Consider the following 14,008-nt stretch of genomic DNA (forward strand, 5'->3'; position numbering starts at 1 on the left):
TTGTTCAAAAGAATATTACCCACAGCCTAGCCAAGGTTTACGGCTTTTATTCGAAACAAATAACCACCTCAAGCCTGCACAGTAGCGCACAAGCTCAAGGTGGTTTTGTTAACTTCCTGATAAAGACCGCAGCCGTCGGAGCGACGGAAACAGATACATCCATAAGCCCGCAACAGCGAGTGTCCCAATACCGCCAACAAAGGCGGCAGGAGCTGCTCCGATAAACCCAGCCACGATACCCGATTCGAACTCCCCAAGTTGATTCGACGTCCCGATGAATAGAGAGTTCACAGCGTTAACCCTGCCTCGCATCTCATCCGGTGTCTGCAGCTGCACGAGGGATGACCTGATTACGACACTAACCACATCCGAAGCGCCCACGAGGAATAAAGCGAATAACGATACGAACAGGTTCGTCGATATAGCGAAAAGCATCGTTGCGAGTCCAAAGACAGCGAGTGCCCCGAACAACTTGAGTCCGACGGATTTTTTAAGCGGAAAATAGGCCAACACGATCGACATCAACAAGGCCCCTATGGCCGGTGAAGTTCGCATAAGTCCGAGTCCCACAGGCCCCGTATGCAAAATGTCTTGTGCAAAGATCGGTAAAAGCGCTGTCGCCCCGCCTAATAAAACGGCAAAGAGGTCCAGGGAGATCGTTCCTAAAATGATCGGTTTTCGATAAATAAACGTCAACCCCATGAAAACAGAGCGCATGGTGACAGGCTCGAACTTTCGTTCGATAGGCGCCATGCGAATGAAGAACGTAAGGATACCAGCACCGAGCAGCGCAATAGCTGCTGTACCGTATACGAAAGTAGGACCTATCGAGAAAAGTAGTCCCCCTAACGATGGACCGACAATTTGAGAGGTTTGTCCGACGGATGTGCTCCAGGCGATGGCCTGTTGCAGAATCGCATTCGGTACCAACTGCGGCAGCAGCGCCGAGGAGGAAGGTCCTTCAAAGGCGCGGCAAGCACCTAGAATGGCAGCCGCCGCCAGAATTTCTTCGCGGCCCAGCCAGCCATGTAGATTGCCAAACAGCAGCAGAGCGGCAATCAATGCTTCGATAATCTGACAGATGAAGACAATCTTCCGACGGTCGAATCGATCTGCTACCTGCCCGACAACGAAGGTAAGCAGCACCATCGGCACAAACTGGGCAAGTCCCACGAAACCAAGACTGAACGCATCATGGGTCAAGTCGTACATTTGCCATCCGATTGCGACGGAAAGCATTTGGAACGAAGACGAGGAAAACATGCGCGAAATCCAGAAATTGTTGAACGATCGATGACTCAACACAGAATCTTTGGAAGCAAAACGCAATTGGCTCACGCCCTTATCATAGAGTAATAGAGGTTGGGCTGTCCCGTCTCATCGATGTAAACAGGTTTAATTATACGACTAATGTAGGATGAGTTGAAAGGTTAATTGTCTTTGCTTTTAGCTGCCAGTCATGTTGCATTGTTTCCAATGAAACAGAATGTCGAAGGGGCTGTTATGATGGATGATTTTAGAAAACTTAGGTAAACGCATTTCACATAAAGCTATTGTCATAAATAAGCAACAAATTGAAGAAAAAAAGCTAATGCTGCAGCTTGTGCAGGATTGGGGTATCTCCAACGTTACGCGCGATTTAACCTTGTCTGAAGTGCATGTTATTGAACAAATCGGCCATATGGCTTCGATCAATGTTCAAGTGATTCCCGGTACTCCTTCAGAAGATAACGATGCCGACGCGTAAAACTAAAGAGGGCTTATTCGTCGGCCTCCTGGCAAAACGATCAAGCCCTTTTAGCTTCATTCCCTTAACCAATCAAAGGCGCCGCTTCACCAAGTGTTCCTTCTACCTCGTTCCCTTCCTTCCTCCAGTACTCAATCCCTCCTAGCATTTCTTTCACCCTAAATCCTAGACCCGAGAGACGAGCTGCTCCTTTGGTTCCGCCATTGCAAGCCGGCCCCCAGCAATAGACGACGATCGTTTGCTCTTTCGAAAATGAGGCAGTCGTTCCTTCGCTGATTTGGTTGGAAGGGAGATTAATCGCGCCCGGAACATGGCATTCTCCATAGGCTTTGGCACTGCGAACATCGATAAGCAGGAAGTCATTCAGGCCATGTTGCATGTCATAACGTACATCCGCAACATCCGTTTCCACGGATAACTTGTTCATGTAATGCCGGTGAGTATGCTCCGGTGATGCAGCAGGTGTCTCAAGAACGAGTGATTTATGTGTTTGAATGGTCATTTGGGTTACCTCCAGTGGGTTTGTGCATTTCTTGATGTTAATGTAACACAGCACCCAACATTGGAGTTATCGATAGTTATTGATACTTAACTTCAATCATTTCGATAGTTAGTGCCAGCGATTAGCTCTAGGAAACCAAGATAGGCTTTCGATCTCCACTTTTTCTTAGCGATGATTAATTGTGTATAGAACTTGCACGCCGGATGAACGAAAGGTATCGCGACGATCTGGCCTTTGCGTATTTCCTCGGCGACGGCAATTCGGGGCAACAACGCGATACCAAGTCCGTAAGTTACACACTGCTTGATCGCTTCCAGATTGCCGAATTCGTAAGATAACTTGTAGCTCACTTGATTTCCTTTCAATACCTTAAGCAGCATCGCGCGGTATGTACAGCCGTCCTCGGTCAGAATCAAGGATTCGTTCTCTAGATCTTCCACTTTTACTTCGCTATATCCAGCTAATGTATGATCAGGACTTGCAATGATGACTAATGGCTCTTCTCTTAAAATCGTGCAGTCCAGATCTGGATCCGAAAAGGGTGGGTCCAGAATGATCCCAAGGTCCAGAACACCTTCTTTCACCGATTCGATAATGAAGGGCTCATTCCCCGGTTGAATGACAATGTTGACGTCCGGGTAATTACGACGATATGCCTGCAGATGCGGAGGCAAAAAGAAGGCAGCCAACGTCTCGATCGTCCCTATCGTAATCGTACCCTTGGATTGCTGAGACACGACTTCTTTGGACTCTTCATGCAATCGATGAATATCGTTGGCGTATTGCAGGAGCGCTTCACCGGCCATCGTCAATTTCATAATTCGTCCGAATCGTTCTAAGAGAACAACACCGTAAGATTCCTCCAGCTTCTGGATCTGCGCCGTTATGCTGGATTGTGCATATCCTAGCATTTCCGCGGCTCGCGTGTAGCTTCCATATTTCGCCACTTCGCGAAATGTTCGTAGATAGGTCATTTCCACAGGGCTCAACTCCCCTCTCCAATCAACTCAACTATTCTTAGCATAGTGCCAGCCATTTGAAGAAGCAAGGTAGAACCCACATTAACCTGTCATAAAAATAAGAAAGCGCCCTCTCACCATCCGGCGGGAGAACGCTCTTTTATCTATCAGTAAAATAATTTTGTACACTCATTGCCCGTTCGACGCGGCTTTTTAGTTACTCTTCTTCACCCGTCGCAATCGGGTTATCTTCCCACGAAATCCAGTCGCTCCAGCTTCCGCTGTAGAGCTTCACGTTCTCAAAGCCCGCTTCGCTAAGACCCAGCACGTTCGGGCACGCTGTCACGCCTGAGCCGCAATAGACGATGATTTCATCAGCGTCACGCAGTGCGGCAAAGTGCTGCTCCTGCTCCGCAGCTGACAACCAAGCGCCGTTCTCGCCGAGAACGCCTTTCCAGAAAAAGCTGCGCGCGCCCGGGATGTGGCCAGCCACCGCATCGATCGGCTCTTCCAAGCCGAGGTAGCGGCGCTCCTCGCGCGAATCCACCAGCACGGTGCCAGGGCGACCGAGCTTGTCCTTCACTTCATCCATGCTCGCGAGCATGGAGCGGTGCACCTTCGGTGAGAAGGTGCGCGGGAATACCGCCGGCACTTCAGCCGAAACTGGGTACCCTGCGGATTTCCACGCGTTGTACCCTTGATCCAGAACGTATACCTCGGAGTGGCCAAGGAATTTCAGCATCCACCACAGGCGCGATGCCATGGCTCCGCCTTGATCGTCGTAGGCAACAACGGTCTTCGTGCCGTCGATGCCGAGGCTCCCGACGAGGATCGAGAACGCACCGAGATCCGGGAGTGGATGTCTTCCGCCGTGCGCCATCAAGGCACCGGATAAGTCCTTCTCCAAATCGACATACACTGCTCCCTCAATATGATCCTGCTCATACTGTTCACGGCCCGATTCAGGCTTGCCAAGCGCAAACCGACAATCCGCGATCACGATATTCGCATCCCCCAGCTGCCCAAGCAGCCAACTCTGACTTACGATGTTCTCCACGGTTCCTGCCACCTTCCCCTACCTACAGTTAATCTCCCATCCCACTAGTGGGATTAACGGAGTATGATTGCCAATTGCTTCGATCTCCACCCATTTTATCGTAAAATGCTTGCGCGCGTAAGTTATCTGGAGCCGTTGTCCAGGTTAAATTTGCATATCCGTGTCTGGCCGAGTACCCTTTGCATGCCGCAAACAGCTTCGCCGCCGCTCCCTGTCCACGTTCCGCTTCCACAACGTACAAATCGTTCATGACCGCAATCTTGGAGGCACGCAGCGTGCTAAAGGTGAAGTATAAGGTCGCAAAGCCAACTAATGCCCCCTCCTCCGTCTCTGCCACAAATTGAATGCCAATTTTCTGCTCGAGCAGTTCATGAATCAAAGCGTTCAGCTTCTCATCCTCAGGTTGTCGGTACTGATAGAAATCCACAATATAAGCGAGCATTAAGGTTTTGAGCTGGGGGATATCGGACATAACGGCTTCACGAATGGTCACTTGTGTCATCACGGGTGCCCTCCTTATTCTAATGTATTCGAATTGCAATGCACTTCTATAGTTGCGGAACGTCGTTCCGCTATTTCCTGAGAATCCACCCCGGCTCCAAAGATACGTAACGTCGTTCTGTACCTTTTGGCCATCGGGTGGAATTAGGGGGATTGTTATTTTAAAATAGAACAATGGCCAAATACGACCTATAGAAAGGTTGCCCAAAATATGCCTCAACCTATTACCGTAACTTTACCATGGCGTGTGGTTCCGCTAACCGAAACGCAATGTCAGGAACTCTGCACGTGGAGCTATCCCGCTCCTTACCACATCTACAACTGGTCCCCATGGGCCACCATGCTTCGGAACCAATCCGAATTCGCTGATCCGCAAATACGAGAAGAGCAGTATCGCGGTGTTGTCGATGAATTAGGGACATTACACGGGTTCGTGCAGTTCTTTCCTATTGTGGGTGTTACCCGACTAGGACTTGGGCTTCGACCAGATCTTTGCGGAAGAGGCGGGGATAACAACAGCGGACTCGGCACGCGATTTGTTCAACTGCTCGTAGCTGAAGCACAGCGGCGCACGCCCGAGCTAGAAATCGATCTCGAAGTGCTCGTCTGGAACAAGCGAGCCATTAGAGCCTACCAACGTGCCGGTTTCACCATCACGGATACTTACGAGAAGTGGACACCGACTGGACCCGCAGACTTCCACTGCATGGTCTACACCGGTCCCGCCATAATCTTAGCGCGTTAACTCCGCATACGCCTGATCAAACTTCGCAGCGGTCCGAAAATCGAGCTCGGTCAGACCGCCAGCACTCCACGAGGTCAGGCGGAGCGTCACCATTTTATAATCAATCGCGATCATCGGGTGGTGGTTCATAGCTTCGGATAGCTGAGCAACCTCATTCACGAACGCGATTCCCTTCATGAAAGCAGAGAATCGATACTTGCGCACGATCCACTTGCTCTCCTCAGCTTCTAGATCCCATGTCCCCAGTTCAGCAAGCTTCCCATCAACCTCAGCTTTCGCTAGCTTCACCCTCGTCCACTCTCCCGCTCTCACTCGTAATCATACGCAACCGCGCCCAAATCGCTCTCTCCCGCATACGTGCGGAGCAGCTCCAGGAACGGCTTCCCGTAGTTGCGGTATTTCACCTCACCGACCCCTTTGATGCGCAGCATCGCGGCTTCCGTGGTCGGACAGCTTTCACTCATCTCACGCAGCGTACTGTCGGCGAAAATGATATACGGCGGCACTTTCTCGCGCGCAGCCATTTCACGACGCAGCAATCGCAGCTGCTCGAACAACGTATTGTCCATCGCGGCGACCGCGCGGACAGGCTGCTTGCGCACCTTTTGATTCACGGTCAACTTACCCTGAAGCACCTCTGCAGCAGGCTGCATCAACCGAACAACCGGATATTGCCCCTCCGACAGCTGCAAGAAGCCTTCCGAAATGAGCACATTGATCAATTCGGCGATCTCTTTCTCCGGCAGGCTGCTCATAATGCCATGCGTCGGTAGTCGATCAAACCGATAGTCCATGATTTTCTTCGCCTTGGAGCCCTTCAAAACAGAGGCAACCATCGAAATCCCGAAGCGCTCATTCATACGGCGGATGCAGGAGAAAATCTTTTGCGCCTCGACGGTAATGTCGACGGTGTCACGATCGTCCTTGCAGGAACTACAGTTCCCGCACGTATCTTTAATATTTTGCTCATCAAAATAATGTAAAATAGCGTTCCGCAAACAGCGCGGCGAATAGCAGTAGTCAATCATGGTTTGGAGCTTTTTGTACTCGTTCGCTTTGCGCTCAGGCGAGAGCTGGTTCTGCTCAATCAGGAACTTCTGCGTCATAATATCCTGCGCACTGAACAGCAGAATACACTCGCTTGGCTCACCATCACGCCCCGCACGGCCAGCCTCTTGGTAATAGGCTTCCATATTTTTCGGCATATTGTAGTGAATCACGTACCGGACGTTGGACTTATCGATGCCCATCCCAAAAGCATTCGTCGCGATCATCACGCGAATATCATCGTACAGAAATGCCTCCTGCATATAGGAGCGCTCATCATCCGACATGCCGGCATGATACTTGCCTGCGGCGAAGCCTTTTTTGCGCAACGTTTCGTACAAATCCTCAACATCCTTACGCGTCGCAGCGTAGATAATGCCGGGCTGATGCGTATGTTCCTTCACATAGTTCTGTATGTAATCCCGCTTCTTCTCTCCGCGTAGAATGGTTAGCTCCAAATTGTCGCGCGAGAAGCCGTTGATGAAAATCCCTGCGGTATCCAGCTCCAGCAATCTGGCTATGTCCGCTGTGACCTCAGCCGTTGCCGTTGCCGTGAAGGCAGCCACAATCGGCCGATTCGGCAGCTGACGAATGAACGGCGCGATCGAGACGTAGCTCGGGCGGAAATCATGACCCCACTGCGAGACACAGTGTGCCTCGTCGATCGCAACCAGCGGCAGATTCAACGCCGCCATCCGTGCGCGAAAACGCTCCGACTCCAGACGCTCAGGCGCGATGTAGAGCAGCTTATATTTACCCTGCATAGCCCCCTGCATGCGCTGTTCCACTTCTCTGGCTTCCAGCGTACTATTAATGAATGTGGCAGGAACACCTAGCGCGCCTAGCGCATCCACCTGATCCTTCATCAAAGAGATGAGGGGGGAAATGACTAACGTCACTCCCTCCATCAGCAGCGCCGGCACTTGGTAACAAATCGATTTTCCGCCGCCCGTTGGCATAATGCCTAAGGTATCCTTACCTTCGAGAAGGTTCGTAATAATATTTTTCTGACCTTCACGAAACTCGGGATACCCATAAACCTGTTGTAGAACCTTTCTTGCTCCATCCAACATAGCTTCATTACACCTTTCTATATCACACTTCTACTTGTTTTAGACCAAATAAATGACCGAAACCAGCTTTTCGCCATCATGGACCTTAAGCACGTGGTTACCCGCATCATGTTTGACTGAACCTGCTCCTACATGCATTACTGGTGAACTTCCTAGTCCGTAAAATATATCATCAGCCAGCGTACGCAGGCATTCTTCTTGTTCACCTTTATCCAGCTCCTGCCAGTCCTCTGCACTCATCTCCAGCAGCTCGTAGAATCCATTCACCATTTCGATCCCGCGTACAAAATCAGTTACAATATCTTTGTATTCCCTTCCAAACTTAATGCCCATTGCACAGTCTCCCTCCAAAAAGCATTTTCTCTAGCTTCACTTTATCATATTCTAGGTGAGAATGCAGGGTTAACCCCTTTCGGCACGGATTAAAAATATCACCTTTGGCATAAACTGTGGAAATGGGCAATTTCGGAAAAAATCTGTTACTATGGAAGAAGGAATGCGCCGCTCGGAGGGTAGGAACGATCACATGTTGAAACTTCAAATTCCCAAAAATCGAATGAACTACCTCATCAAGCAAATCCCGCTTCACTTCGACGCCACCCGTCTGGAGCAAGGTTGGGAGTATTATCATAAAGGCCGTGTGACCGAGGTTGACCTCAAAGGCCTAAGTGTCTTAGCAACCGTCGCAGGCAAACAGATCCATACCGCAGAGGTGCATTTAGAAAATTTTGCAGCGAGTACCTGCACGTGCTCCTTTGATGGCTTCTGTCAGCATATTGGTGCTACATTTTTTAGCTTGTACGCCCCTTATGGTCGGCCAGAGCTTGTCCTGCAGCAGTTAAAGCAACAAATCCATACACGGAAGAAACCCGCTCGCGGTGCTGCAGCCTCTGTTTTGCAGGAACGCAAAGCAGCCGCACAGGCGAATGTGCCGTTGGAAGAGAGTATGCCTAGCGACTGGCATCGTTTTTTTGAAGGGAAATTTCACGGCTTCTCGATTTCTCACCAGCATTCCATAGAAACCTTCTATGAGTCTGCCTTGGAGTCACTCCCCCCTTATGCCGCTAACTGGCGCGATACGACGCGTGAGCTCTATATGTTCCATATCGTGCTGTTCATGATGCGGAAGATCGAACAATTTTATCAAGAAACGAAGAGCTCTTACCTGAGCTACTATCACGAAAACGGCTGCAAAATCGCCGCCAAAAACTGTGAAGATAAGCTTGTCGAATTTGTCGAACGCATGGAAGTGAATCATTCCTTTCAAGCAGAACCAAAAGTTTGGCTGGCTACGATGAAAATGGTCGGAGAATCCGCCCTGCAAGGCAAGGACAGTCCCGTTGATTGGCTATTCGTGTACCGTTTCATCTGGTGGAAGCTGACTGATCAGCCTAGCGCACAGAAAGAGGAAGTAACACGGCTCGACGGCCTTCTGGCCAAGAAGGAACTGCTGCCGAAGAAGAAAGACACGTTGCTTGCGGCTAGGGCGCATTTTGATATTATGCAGGGGAATACGGAGAAAGCCTTCGAACGACTTGGGCAGCTGGCTCATCCGCACGCGAAGGATTTCTTCCTCTACTTAAATAAGTTTGCGAACGATGGACAGTGGGACCACATGCTGGTCTGGCTGCGTTGGTTGTTCCCGTCGATTACGAATGCGAATCATGATGATTTCCGTACTTTTTGCCAATATTGGCTGGATACGACCAAGCATCTAGCGAACGACAGTGAGTGGGTTCAGGTCATGGAGTCTTTGCTGCCTCGATCCTACTACTATTACACGGCATATTTGCTGCAGACGAAGCGATACCGGCAGTGGGTGGATTTGCAGCTTGCGAATCGCATTTCACCCCTAAATCTATACGGAATGGAACTCAAAGCAATCGAAGAACATGATTCCGCATTGCTTCTTCCGCTCTATCATCAAGCAGCCGAACGGGCTGTTCTGGAGAAAAATAGGGCTTCTTACAAGACGGCAGTCCGCCTGTTGAAGAAGCTGCATAGCATTTATAAACACATCGGCCAGGATGACCGCTGGGAGCACTATATTTATCGCTTAGCGGATAAGTTCTCGCGTTTGCGTGCTTTCCAAGAAGAGCTCAAGAAAGGAAAATGGATTCGATGATCGAAACCAGCGCGCTGACCGTTCACGTTAGTTCCTTACCTAACGGGTCATTATTTCTATGGGGTTCCCGTGAAAACGGCGGTATTTGGGATGCTCTTGATTTAAAACATATGCTATTCGCCTGGCATCGCGCCTCCTTCTTCGGCACCTTTATGGAACCGAGTGAATGGCAGAATCGGGAAGGGATCGAGCTGCAGCCGCTTGAAGCGCTCGATTATTTCAGCGAACCGCTGCCGGTTCAGCACCTGCAATTGAAATGGCATGCTTCTAGCGCTGATGTCATTGCGCTAGCTCCTGCTATTCGCGAGTCGCTAGCGACTGGCCGCTTCATGCCGGACTACGAGAAATGGAAGACCGGCGAGATCGGTTGGAAGCTCCAGCTGCCCGAAGAGCTGCAAGTGCTTGAGACACCAGCTGTGTCACGCTGGATTCATGCGCTGATCCCGGAGTGGGTCGATGCCGACGGGATTATGAAGGACAATTTACGCAAGCTGGAAGCCGCGTATCCATTAATGCGCCGCAGCGATGTCAGCGGCGAGGTGTGGCTGGACGAGGAAGATTGGCTCGTCAGCATAGGTTGGCGTCAGGACCGGACGCCGATGCGGACGTGCCTGCAGCTCGTCGAGCCGGACCTCGCGCATGGCGCAGGCTGGCAGCTGCGCGTGCTGCTGCAGGACCGGCTCGCGCCGGAGGTGCTGCGCACCGTGACGACCGTCGGCGAGCCGGTCGCCGGTGAACAGCCACTGCCGGAGGCGTGGCTGCCTGAGATTGCCCGTGTCGAACGCGACGCGGCAAAGTGGGTGCGCATCCTGCCATGGCTGGATGCCGGCGAGGGCGTCCTCCGTCAGACGTTGACGGAGGAGGAGGCTTGGCGCTTCCTCGCAGAGGGAAGCGTACGGCTTGTTGAGGCAGGAACGAGTGTGTTCCTGCCGGCGTGGTGGGATCGCATCCGCAAGATGCGGCCGAAGCTGCGCGCGAAGATCAAGTCTTCCGTCGGTTCTGGACGGGAGACGATGTTCGGGCTGACCCAGCTGATGCAATTCGACTGGAAGCTGGCTGTTGGGGATTTGGAGCTGACGGAAGAGGAGTTCCGTCTGTTATTAGAGGAGAAGCGCAAGCTGATCCAGATTCGCGGCAACTGGATTCAGCTCGACCCGAAATTCATGGCGCAGGTCGAGCAGATTATGAAGCAGGTGCACAAGAAGCAAGGGCTGTCCTTCCGCGATGTGTTGGAGCTGCATTTTGCCGGTGACGCTGGCGGCTTGCTGCCAGCTGAAGATGATCCGGATGCCATGCGCTACCTCGACATGGAGGTTGAGCTGAACGAGCAGCTGCGCCACATGATCGACCAGCTGACACAGACCTCGGCGATCCCGACGATCGAGCCGCCGGCTAGCTTTCATGGCTCTCTGCGCCACTACCAAGTGGACGGCATCTCGTGGCTGTTGTTCTTGCGCCGTTTTGGCCTTGGCGGCTGCTTAGCCGATGACATGGGTCTCGGGAAGACGATCCAGTGGATTACGTACTTGTTAACGGTGAAAGAAAATGAGAAGCCGGATACTCCGTCGCTGCTTGTTTGTCCGACCTCCGTGCTAGGCAACTGGCAGATGGAGCTGAAACGATTTGCCCCTTCCTTGCGCGTCCATCTGCATTATGGACCGCAGCGCTTAAAAGGCTCTTCTTTTGAAGAGAAAATCGTTGGCAAATATGATCTTGTCTTAACGTCTTACACGCTTTCCCATCTGGATGAGAGTGAGCTGGGCGCTATTGCTTGGAACTCGATCTGTTTGGACGAAGCTCAAAATATCAAGAACGCTTATACCAAGCAAGCTACGGCGATTCGCCGTTTGAATGGTTTTCATCGCATTGCTTTGACGGGAACGCCGATCGAGAATCGTCTGACGGAGCTGTGGTCGATCTTCGACTTCGCCAATCCCGGCTATCTCGGAACCGTGCGCGAGTTCACGCATCGCTATGTGAACGCCATTGAGAAAACGCGCGATGAAGCGACGATCGGCAAGGTGCAGAAGCTAATCCGTCCGTTCCTGCTGCGGCGTGAGAAGAAGGATCCCGCCATTCAGCTGGATCTGCCAGAGAAGAACGAGTCCAAAACGTTCATCTCGCTCACTGCAGAGCAAGGCTCGTTGTACGAGAACTACATCCAGGATATGTTCGATCGGCTGGATAAGCTTTCGGCCATGGAGCGGCGCGGGCTCATCCTCGCCGCATTGACGAAACTCAAGCAGGTGTGTAATCACCCTTCTTTGCTGCTCAAAGAAGGGCTCGGCGCGCCGTGGAGCGGACGCTCGAACAAATTGGAGCGCTTGCTCGAGATGGTGCAGGAGCTGCGCCAAGAGGGCGACAAATGCTTGATTTTCACGCAATTTGTCGAGACCGGCAACCTGCTGCAGCACGTACTTCAGCAGGAGCTCGGCGAAAAAGTGCTGTTCCTGCACGGCGGAACATCCAAGAACGGGCGCGATGAAATGATCGCGCACTTCCAAGGCACTGATGACCAGGCGGCTGATGACGAGCAGCGCAACGTGTTCATTCTTTCGCTGAAGGCCGGGGGCATCGGGCTTAACCTGACGGCGGCGAATCATGTATTCCACTATGATCGCTGGTGGAATCCCGCCGTTGAGAATCAGGCGACGGACCGCGCCTTCCGGATCGGCCAGACGCGTCACGTGCAGGTGCACAAGTTCGTGACGCTCGGCACGCTGGAGGAGCGCATCGACGAGATGATCGAGCGCAAGCTCGGCCTCAGCCAGCAGATCGTCGGCTCCGGCGAGAACTGGATCACCGAGCTGTCGACCGACGAGCTGCGCGATCTGTTCTCACTCCGCCGCGAGTGGGTCGAGGCGTAGGAGCGCACTTGAGCAGGTGTGGTTATGGCTTTACTTTTAATAAACACAAAAGAGGTTATCCCAAGCTTCACCTGGGGTAACCTCTTTTGTGCTCCATACTTATCCGATTTTATTAACTTCTCTCTATCTACCTTCTCACTGTCTACGCTACTCCCCCACTGCCTCATATCACCAAATCCAAAAACAAATAATATCCCTCGCCTATCGCACACGAGTAAGTCTGAATCTGTCGCGAGGTATCTAGGTCCGTATAGGCTTGGGAGAGGATGCCTTGCTTTTGCAGGTTCATCATCAGGATGTTGGAGATGAAATAGGGCCGCCACGTCCAGTTGGCCTGGCGATAGCTCTCATCCTTGCTCCATCCTTCCTCTGTTCGGGTGTAGTTGGACGAGGTCTGGTAGCCATCCCCCTGACAGATGTACATCCGAATGCAATTATCTGTGACGTTAGCGGTAATTCGTTCGATAGCAGCATCCGCATCTTCCGCATTCGAGATGTGAACAGAATCGTTGATCAGCATATCCAGCTTCTGATGTACACTCAGCAAGCGATGGTATCGTCCGAACTCGTCCTGACCAAACGATCTTATCTCTGCTTCCAGCATGGCCTTGTACGCATCCGGCCGCTGTAGATCAGGCTCTGCTTTTGAGAATAAAAAGCCTTGCACATACCTTGCTCCCACCTGCAAAGCGCTGCGCAGCTCTTGCTTCGTTTCGATGCCTTCAACGAGCAATGAGGCTCCGATTTGAGCTGATACAATAGAGAAGGATTGCATAACAGCCTTATAGCCATCGTGAACGATGCTTTTTTTCAAAATATTCAGGTCAACCTTCAGGATCTTCGGCTGCAGGCTGGCAATGCGATCAAAATTACTAAAGCCGCTCCCTACATCATCAATAGCTATGGTACATCCAAATTCACGATACAGTTCAACAATCCACCTCAGCTCCTGAAGCTGACCCGTAAACTCCTCCTCCGTGACTTCAATGACAATCCGTGAAGGGTTGATCTTATATTTTTTCAATAGTTCAATGGTTGGCAAGACACCCGTTCGCTTGTAGGTTCTATATATCCAAGAAGGCTTTAAGTTAATAAACAGCTCGCTATCATCGGAATCCGCGGCTATTCGTTCTATGGCCTGTTCTCTTAAATGCCTATCAATTAGAAGATGCATATCCTCGGAAATGTCAGGATCCTTGAAAAAAGGGCCTAAGCTCTCCACACTGCTTTCGCGAATCCGTCGCCCCAGTGTTTCATAACCCATTATTCGTTGACTCTGCAAGGAGATAATCGGTTGAAAATAGGGACGTACTTCGTGACGCGGCGGAATCTTGATGTTTTTCACCTGCACAGTGCGCCTCCTTCTTAAGAAATCATCATGTTAC

General features: G+C 51.4%; 13 protein-coding genes. 4 read left to right on the plus strand and 9 right to left on the minus strand.

All coding sequences use genetic code 11. The features are described 5' to 3' along the window. Positions 1-108: 108 nt before the first annotated feature. On the minus strand, positions 109-1,338 hold the full coding sequence (locus tag AC58QO_RS19035) for an MFS transporter (RefSeq protein ID WP_497268251.1): 1,230 nt from the start codon (positions 1,336-1,338) through the stop codon (positions 109-111). 172 nt (positions 1,339-1,510) lie between these two features. On the opposite strand from AC58QO_RS19035, the gene AC58QO_RS19040 reads away from it, so the two are divergent. Then, a complete protein-coding gene (locus AC58QO_RS19040) occupies positions 1,511-1,747 on the plus strand; it encodes a hypothetical protein (RefSeq protein ID WP_497268253.1) in 237 nt (78 codons plus the stop codon). A gap of 64 nt (positions 1,748-1,811) precedes the next feature. Here AC58QO_RS19040 and AC58QO_RS19045 read toward each other — a convergent pair whose 3' ends face one another. From AC58QO_RS19045 to AC58QO_RS19060, 4 genes are all read right to left on the minus strand, one after another. Beyond that, positions 1,812-2,249, minus strand: coding sequence for a rhodanese-like domain-containing protein (locus tag AC58QO_RS19045; protein WP_497268255.1), 438 nt, complete (start codon positions 2,247-2,249; stop codon positions 1,812-1,814). A gap of 92 nt (positions 2,250-2,341) precedes the next feature. Then, a complete protein-coding gene (locus AC58QO_RS19050; protein WP_497268256.1) occupies positions 2,342-3,229 on the minus strand; it encodes a LysR family transcriptional regulator in 888 nt (295 codons plus the stop codon). Positions 3,230-3,425: 196 nt separating this feature from the next. Further along, a complete protein-coding gene (locus AC58QO_RS19055; RefSeq protein WP_497268258.1) occupies positions 3,426-4,265 on the minus strand; it encodes a sulfurtransferase in 840 nt (279 codons plus the stop codon). 28 nt (positions 4,266-4,293) lie between these two features. Then, positions 4,294-4,767: a GNAT family N-acetyltransferase gene (locus AC58QO_RS19060; RefSeq protein ID WP_497268260.1), complete on the minus strand. Its 474-nt coding sequence runs from the start codon at positions 4,765-4,767 to the stop codon at positions 4,294-4,296. Between the two features lie 210 nt (positions 4,768-4,977). Between AC58QO_RS19060 and AC58QO_RS19065 the strand changes: the two genes are divergently transcribed. Next, the gene (locus AC58QO_RS19065; protein ID WP_497268262.1) at positions 4,978-5,511 is read left to right on the plus strand and encodes a GNAT family N-acetyltransferase; all 534 of its coding nucleotides are present in this window, start codon (positions 4,978-4,980) and stop codon (positions 5,509-5,511) included. Here AC58QO_RS19065 and AC58QO_RS19070 read toward each other — a convergent pair. Genes AC58QO_RS19070 through AC58QO_RS19080 form a run of 3 tightly spaced genes read right to left on the minus strand, consistent with a single transcriptional unit; the run spans position 5,500 to position 7,964 of the window. Continuing rightward, positions 5,500-5,799, minus strand: coding sequence for a 4a-hydroxytetrahydrobiopterin dehydratase (locus AC58QO_RS19070; protein ID WP_497268264.1), 300 nt, complete (start codon positions 5,797-5,799; stop codon positions 5,500-5,502). The two genes, AC58QO_RS19065 and AC58QO_RS19070, sit on opposite strands and share 12 nt — an antisense overlap. 20 nt (positions 5,800-5,819) lie before the next feature. Beyond that, positions 5,820-7,631 carry a DNA helicase RecQ gene (gene recQ, locus AC58QO_RS19075; protein ID WP_497268265.1) on the minus strand — a complete coding sequence of 604 codons (1,812 nt, stop codon included), beginning with the start codon at positions 7,629-7,631 and terminating at the stop codon, positions 5,820-5,822. A 39-nt stretch (positions 7,632-7,670) separates the two neighbouring features. Continuing rightward, positions 7,671-7,964: a hypothetical protein gene (locus AC58QO_RS19080; RefSeq protein ID WP_497268267.1), complete on the minus strand. Its 294-nt coding sequence runs from the start codon at positions 7,962-7,964 to the stop codon at positions 7,671-7,673. A 193-nt stretch (positions 7,965-8,157) separates the two neighbouring features. On the opposite strand from AC58QO_RS19080, the gene AC58QO_RS19085 reads away from it, so the two are divergent. Then, complete coding sequence (locus tag AC58QO_RS19085) at positions 8,158-9,756, plus strand: SWIM zinc finger family protein (protein ID WP_497268268.1); 1,599 nt, start codon at positions 8,158-8,160, stop codon at positions 9,754-9,756. After that, the gene (locus tag AC58QO_RS19090; protein WP_497268270.1) at positions 9,744-12,623 is read left to right on the plus strand and encodes a DEAD/DEAH box helicase; all 2,880 of its coding nucleotides are present in this window, start codon (positions 9,744-9,746) and stop codon (positions 12,621-12,623) included. The genes AC58QO_RS19085 and AC58QO_RS19090 overlap by 13 nt, the downstream gene beginning before the upstream one ends. Positions 12,624-12,786: 163 nt before the next feature. On the opposite strand, the gene AC58QO_RS19095 is transcribed toward AC58QO_RS19090, so the two are convergent. Further along, entirely contained in the window at positions 12,787-13,968 is a 1,182-nt protein-coding gene (locus tag AC58QO_RS19095; RefSeq protein WP_497268272.1) for an EAL domain-containing protein, read from the minus strand. Positions 13,969-14,008 lie beyond the last annotated feature (40 nt).

The sequence above is a fragment of the Paenibacillus sp. J31R30 genome (assembly GCF_059692115.1).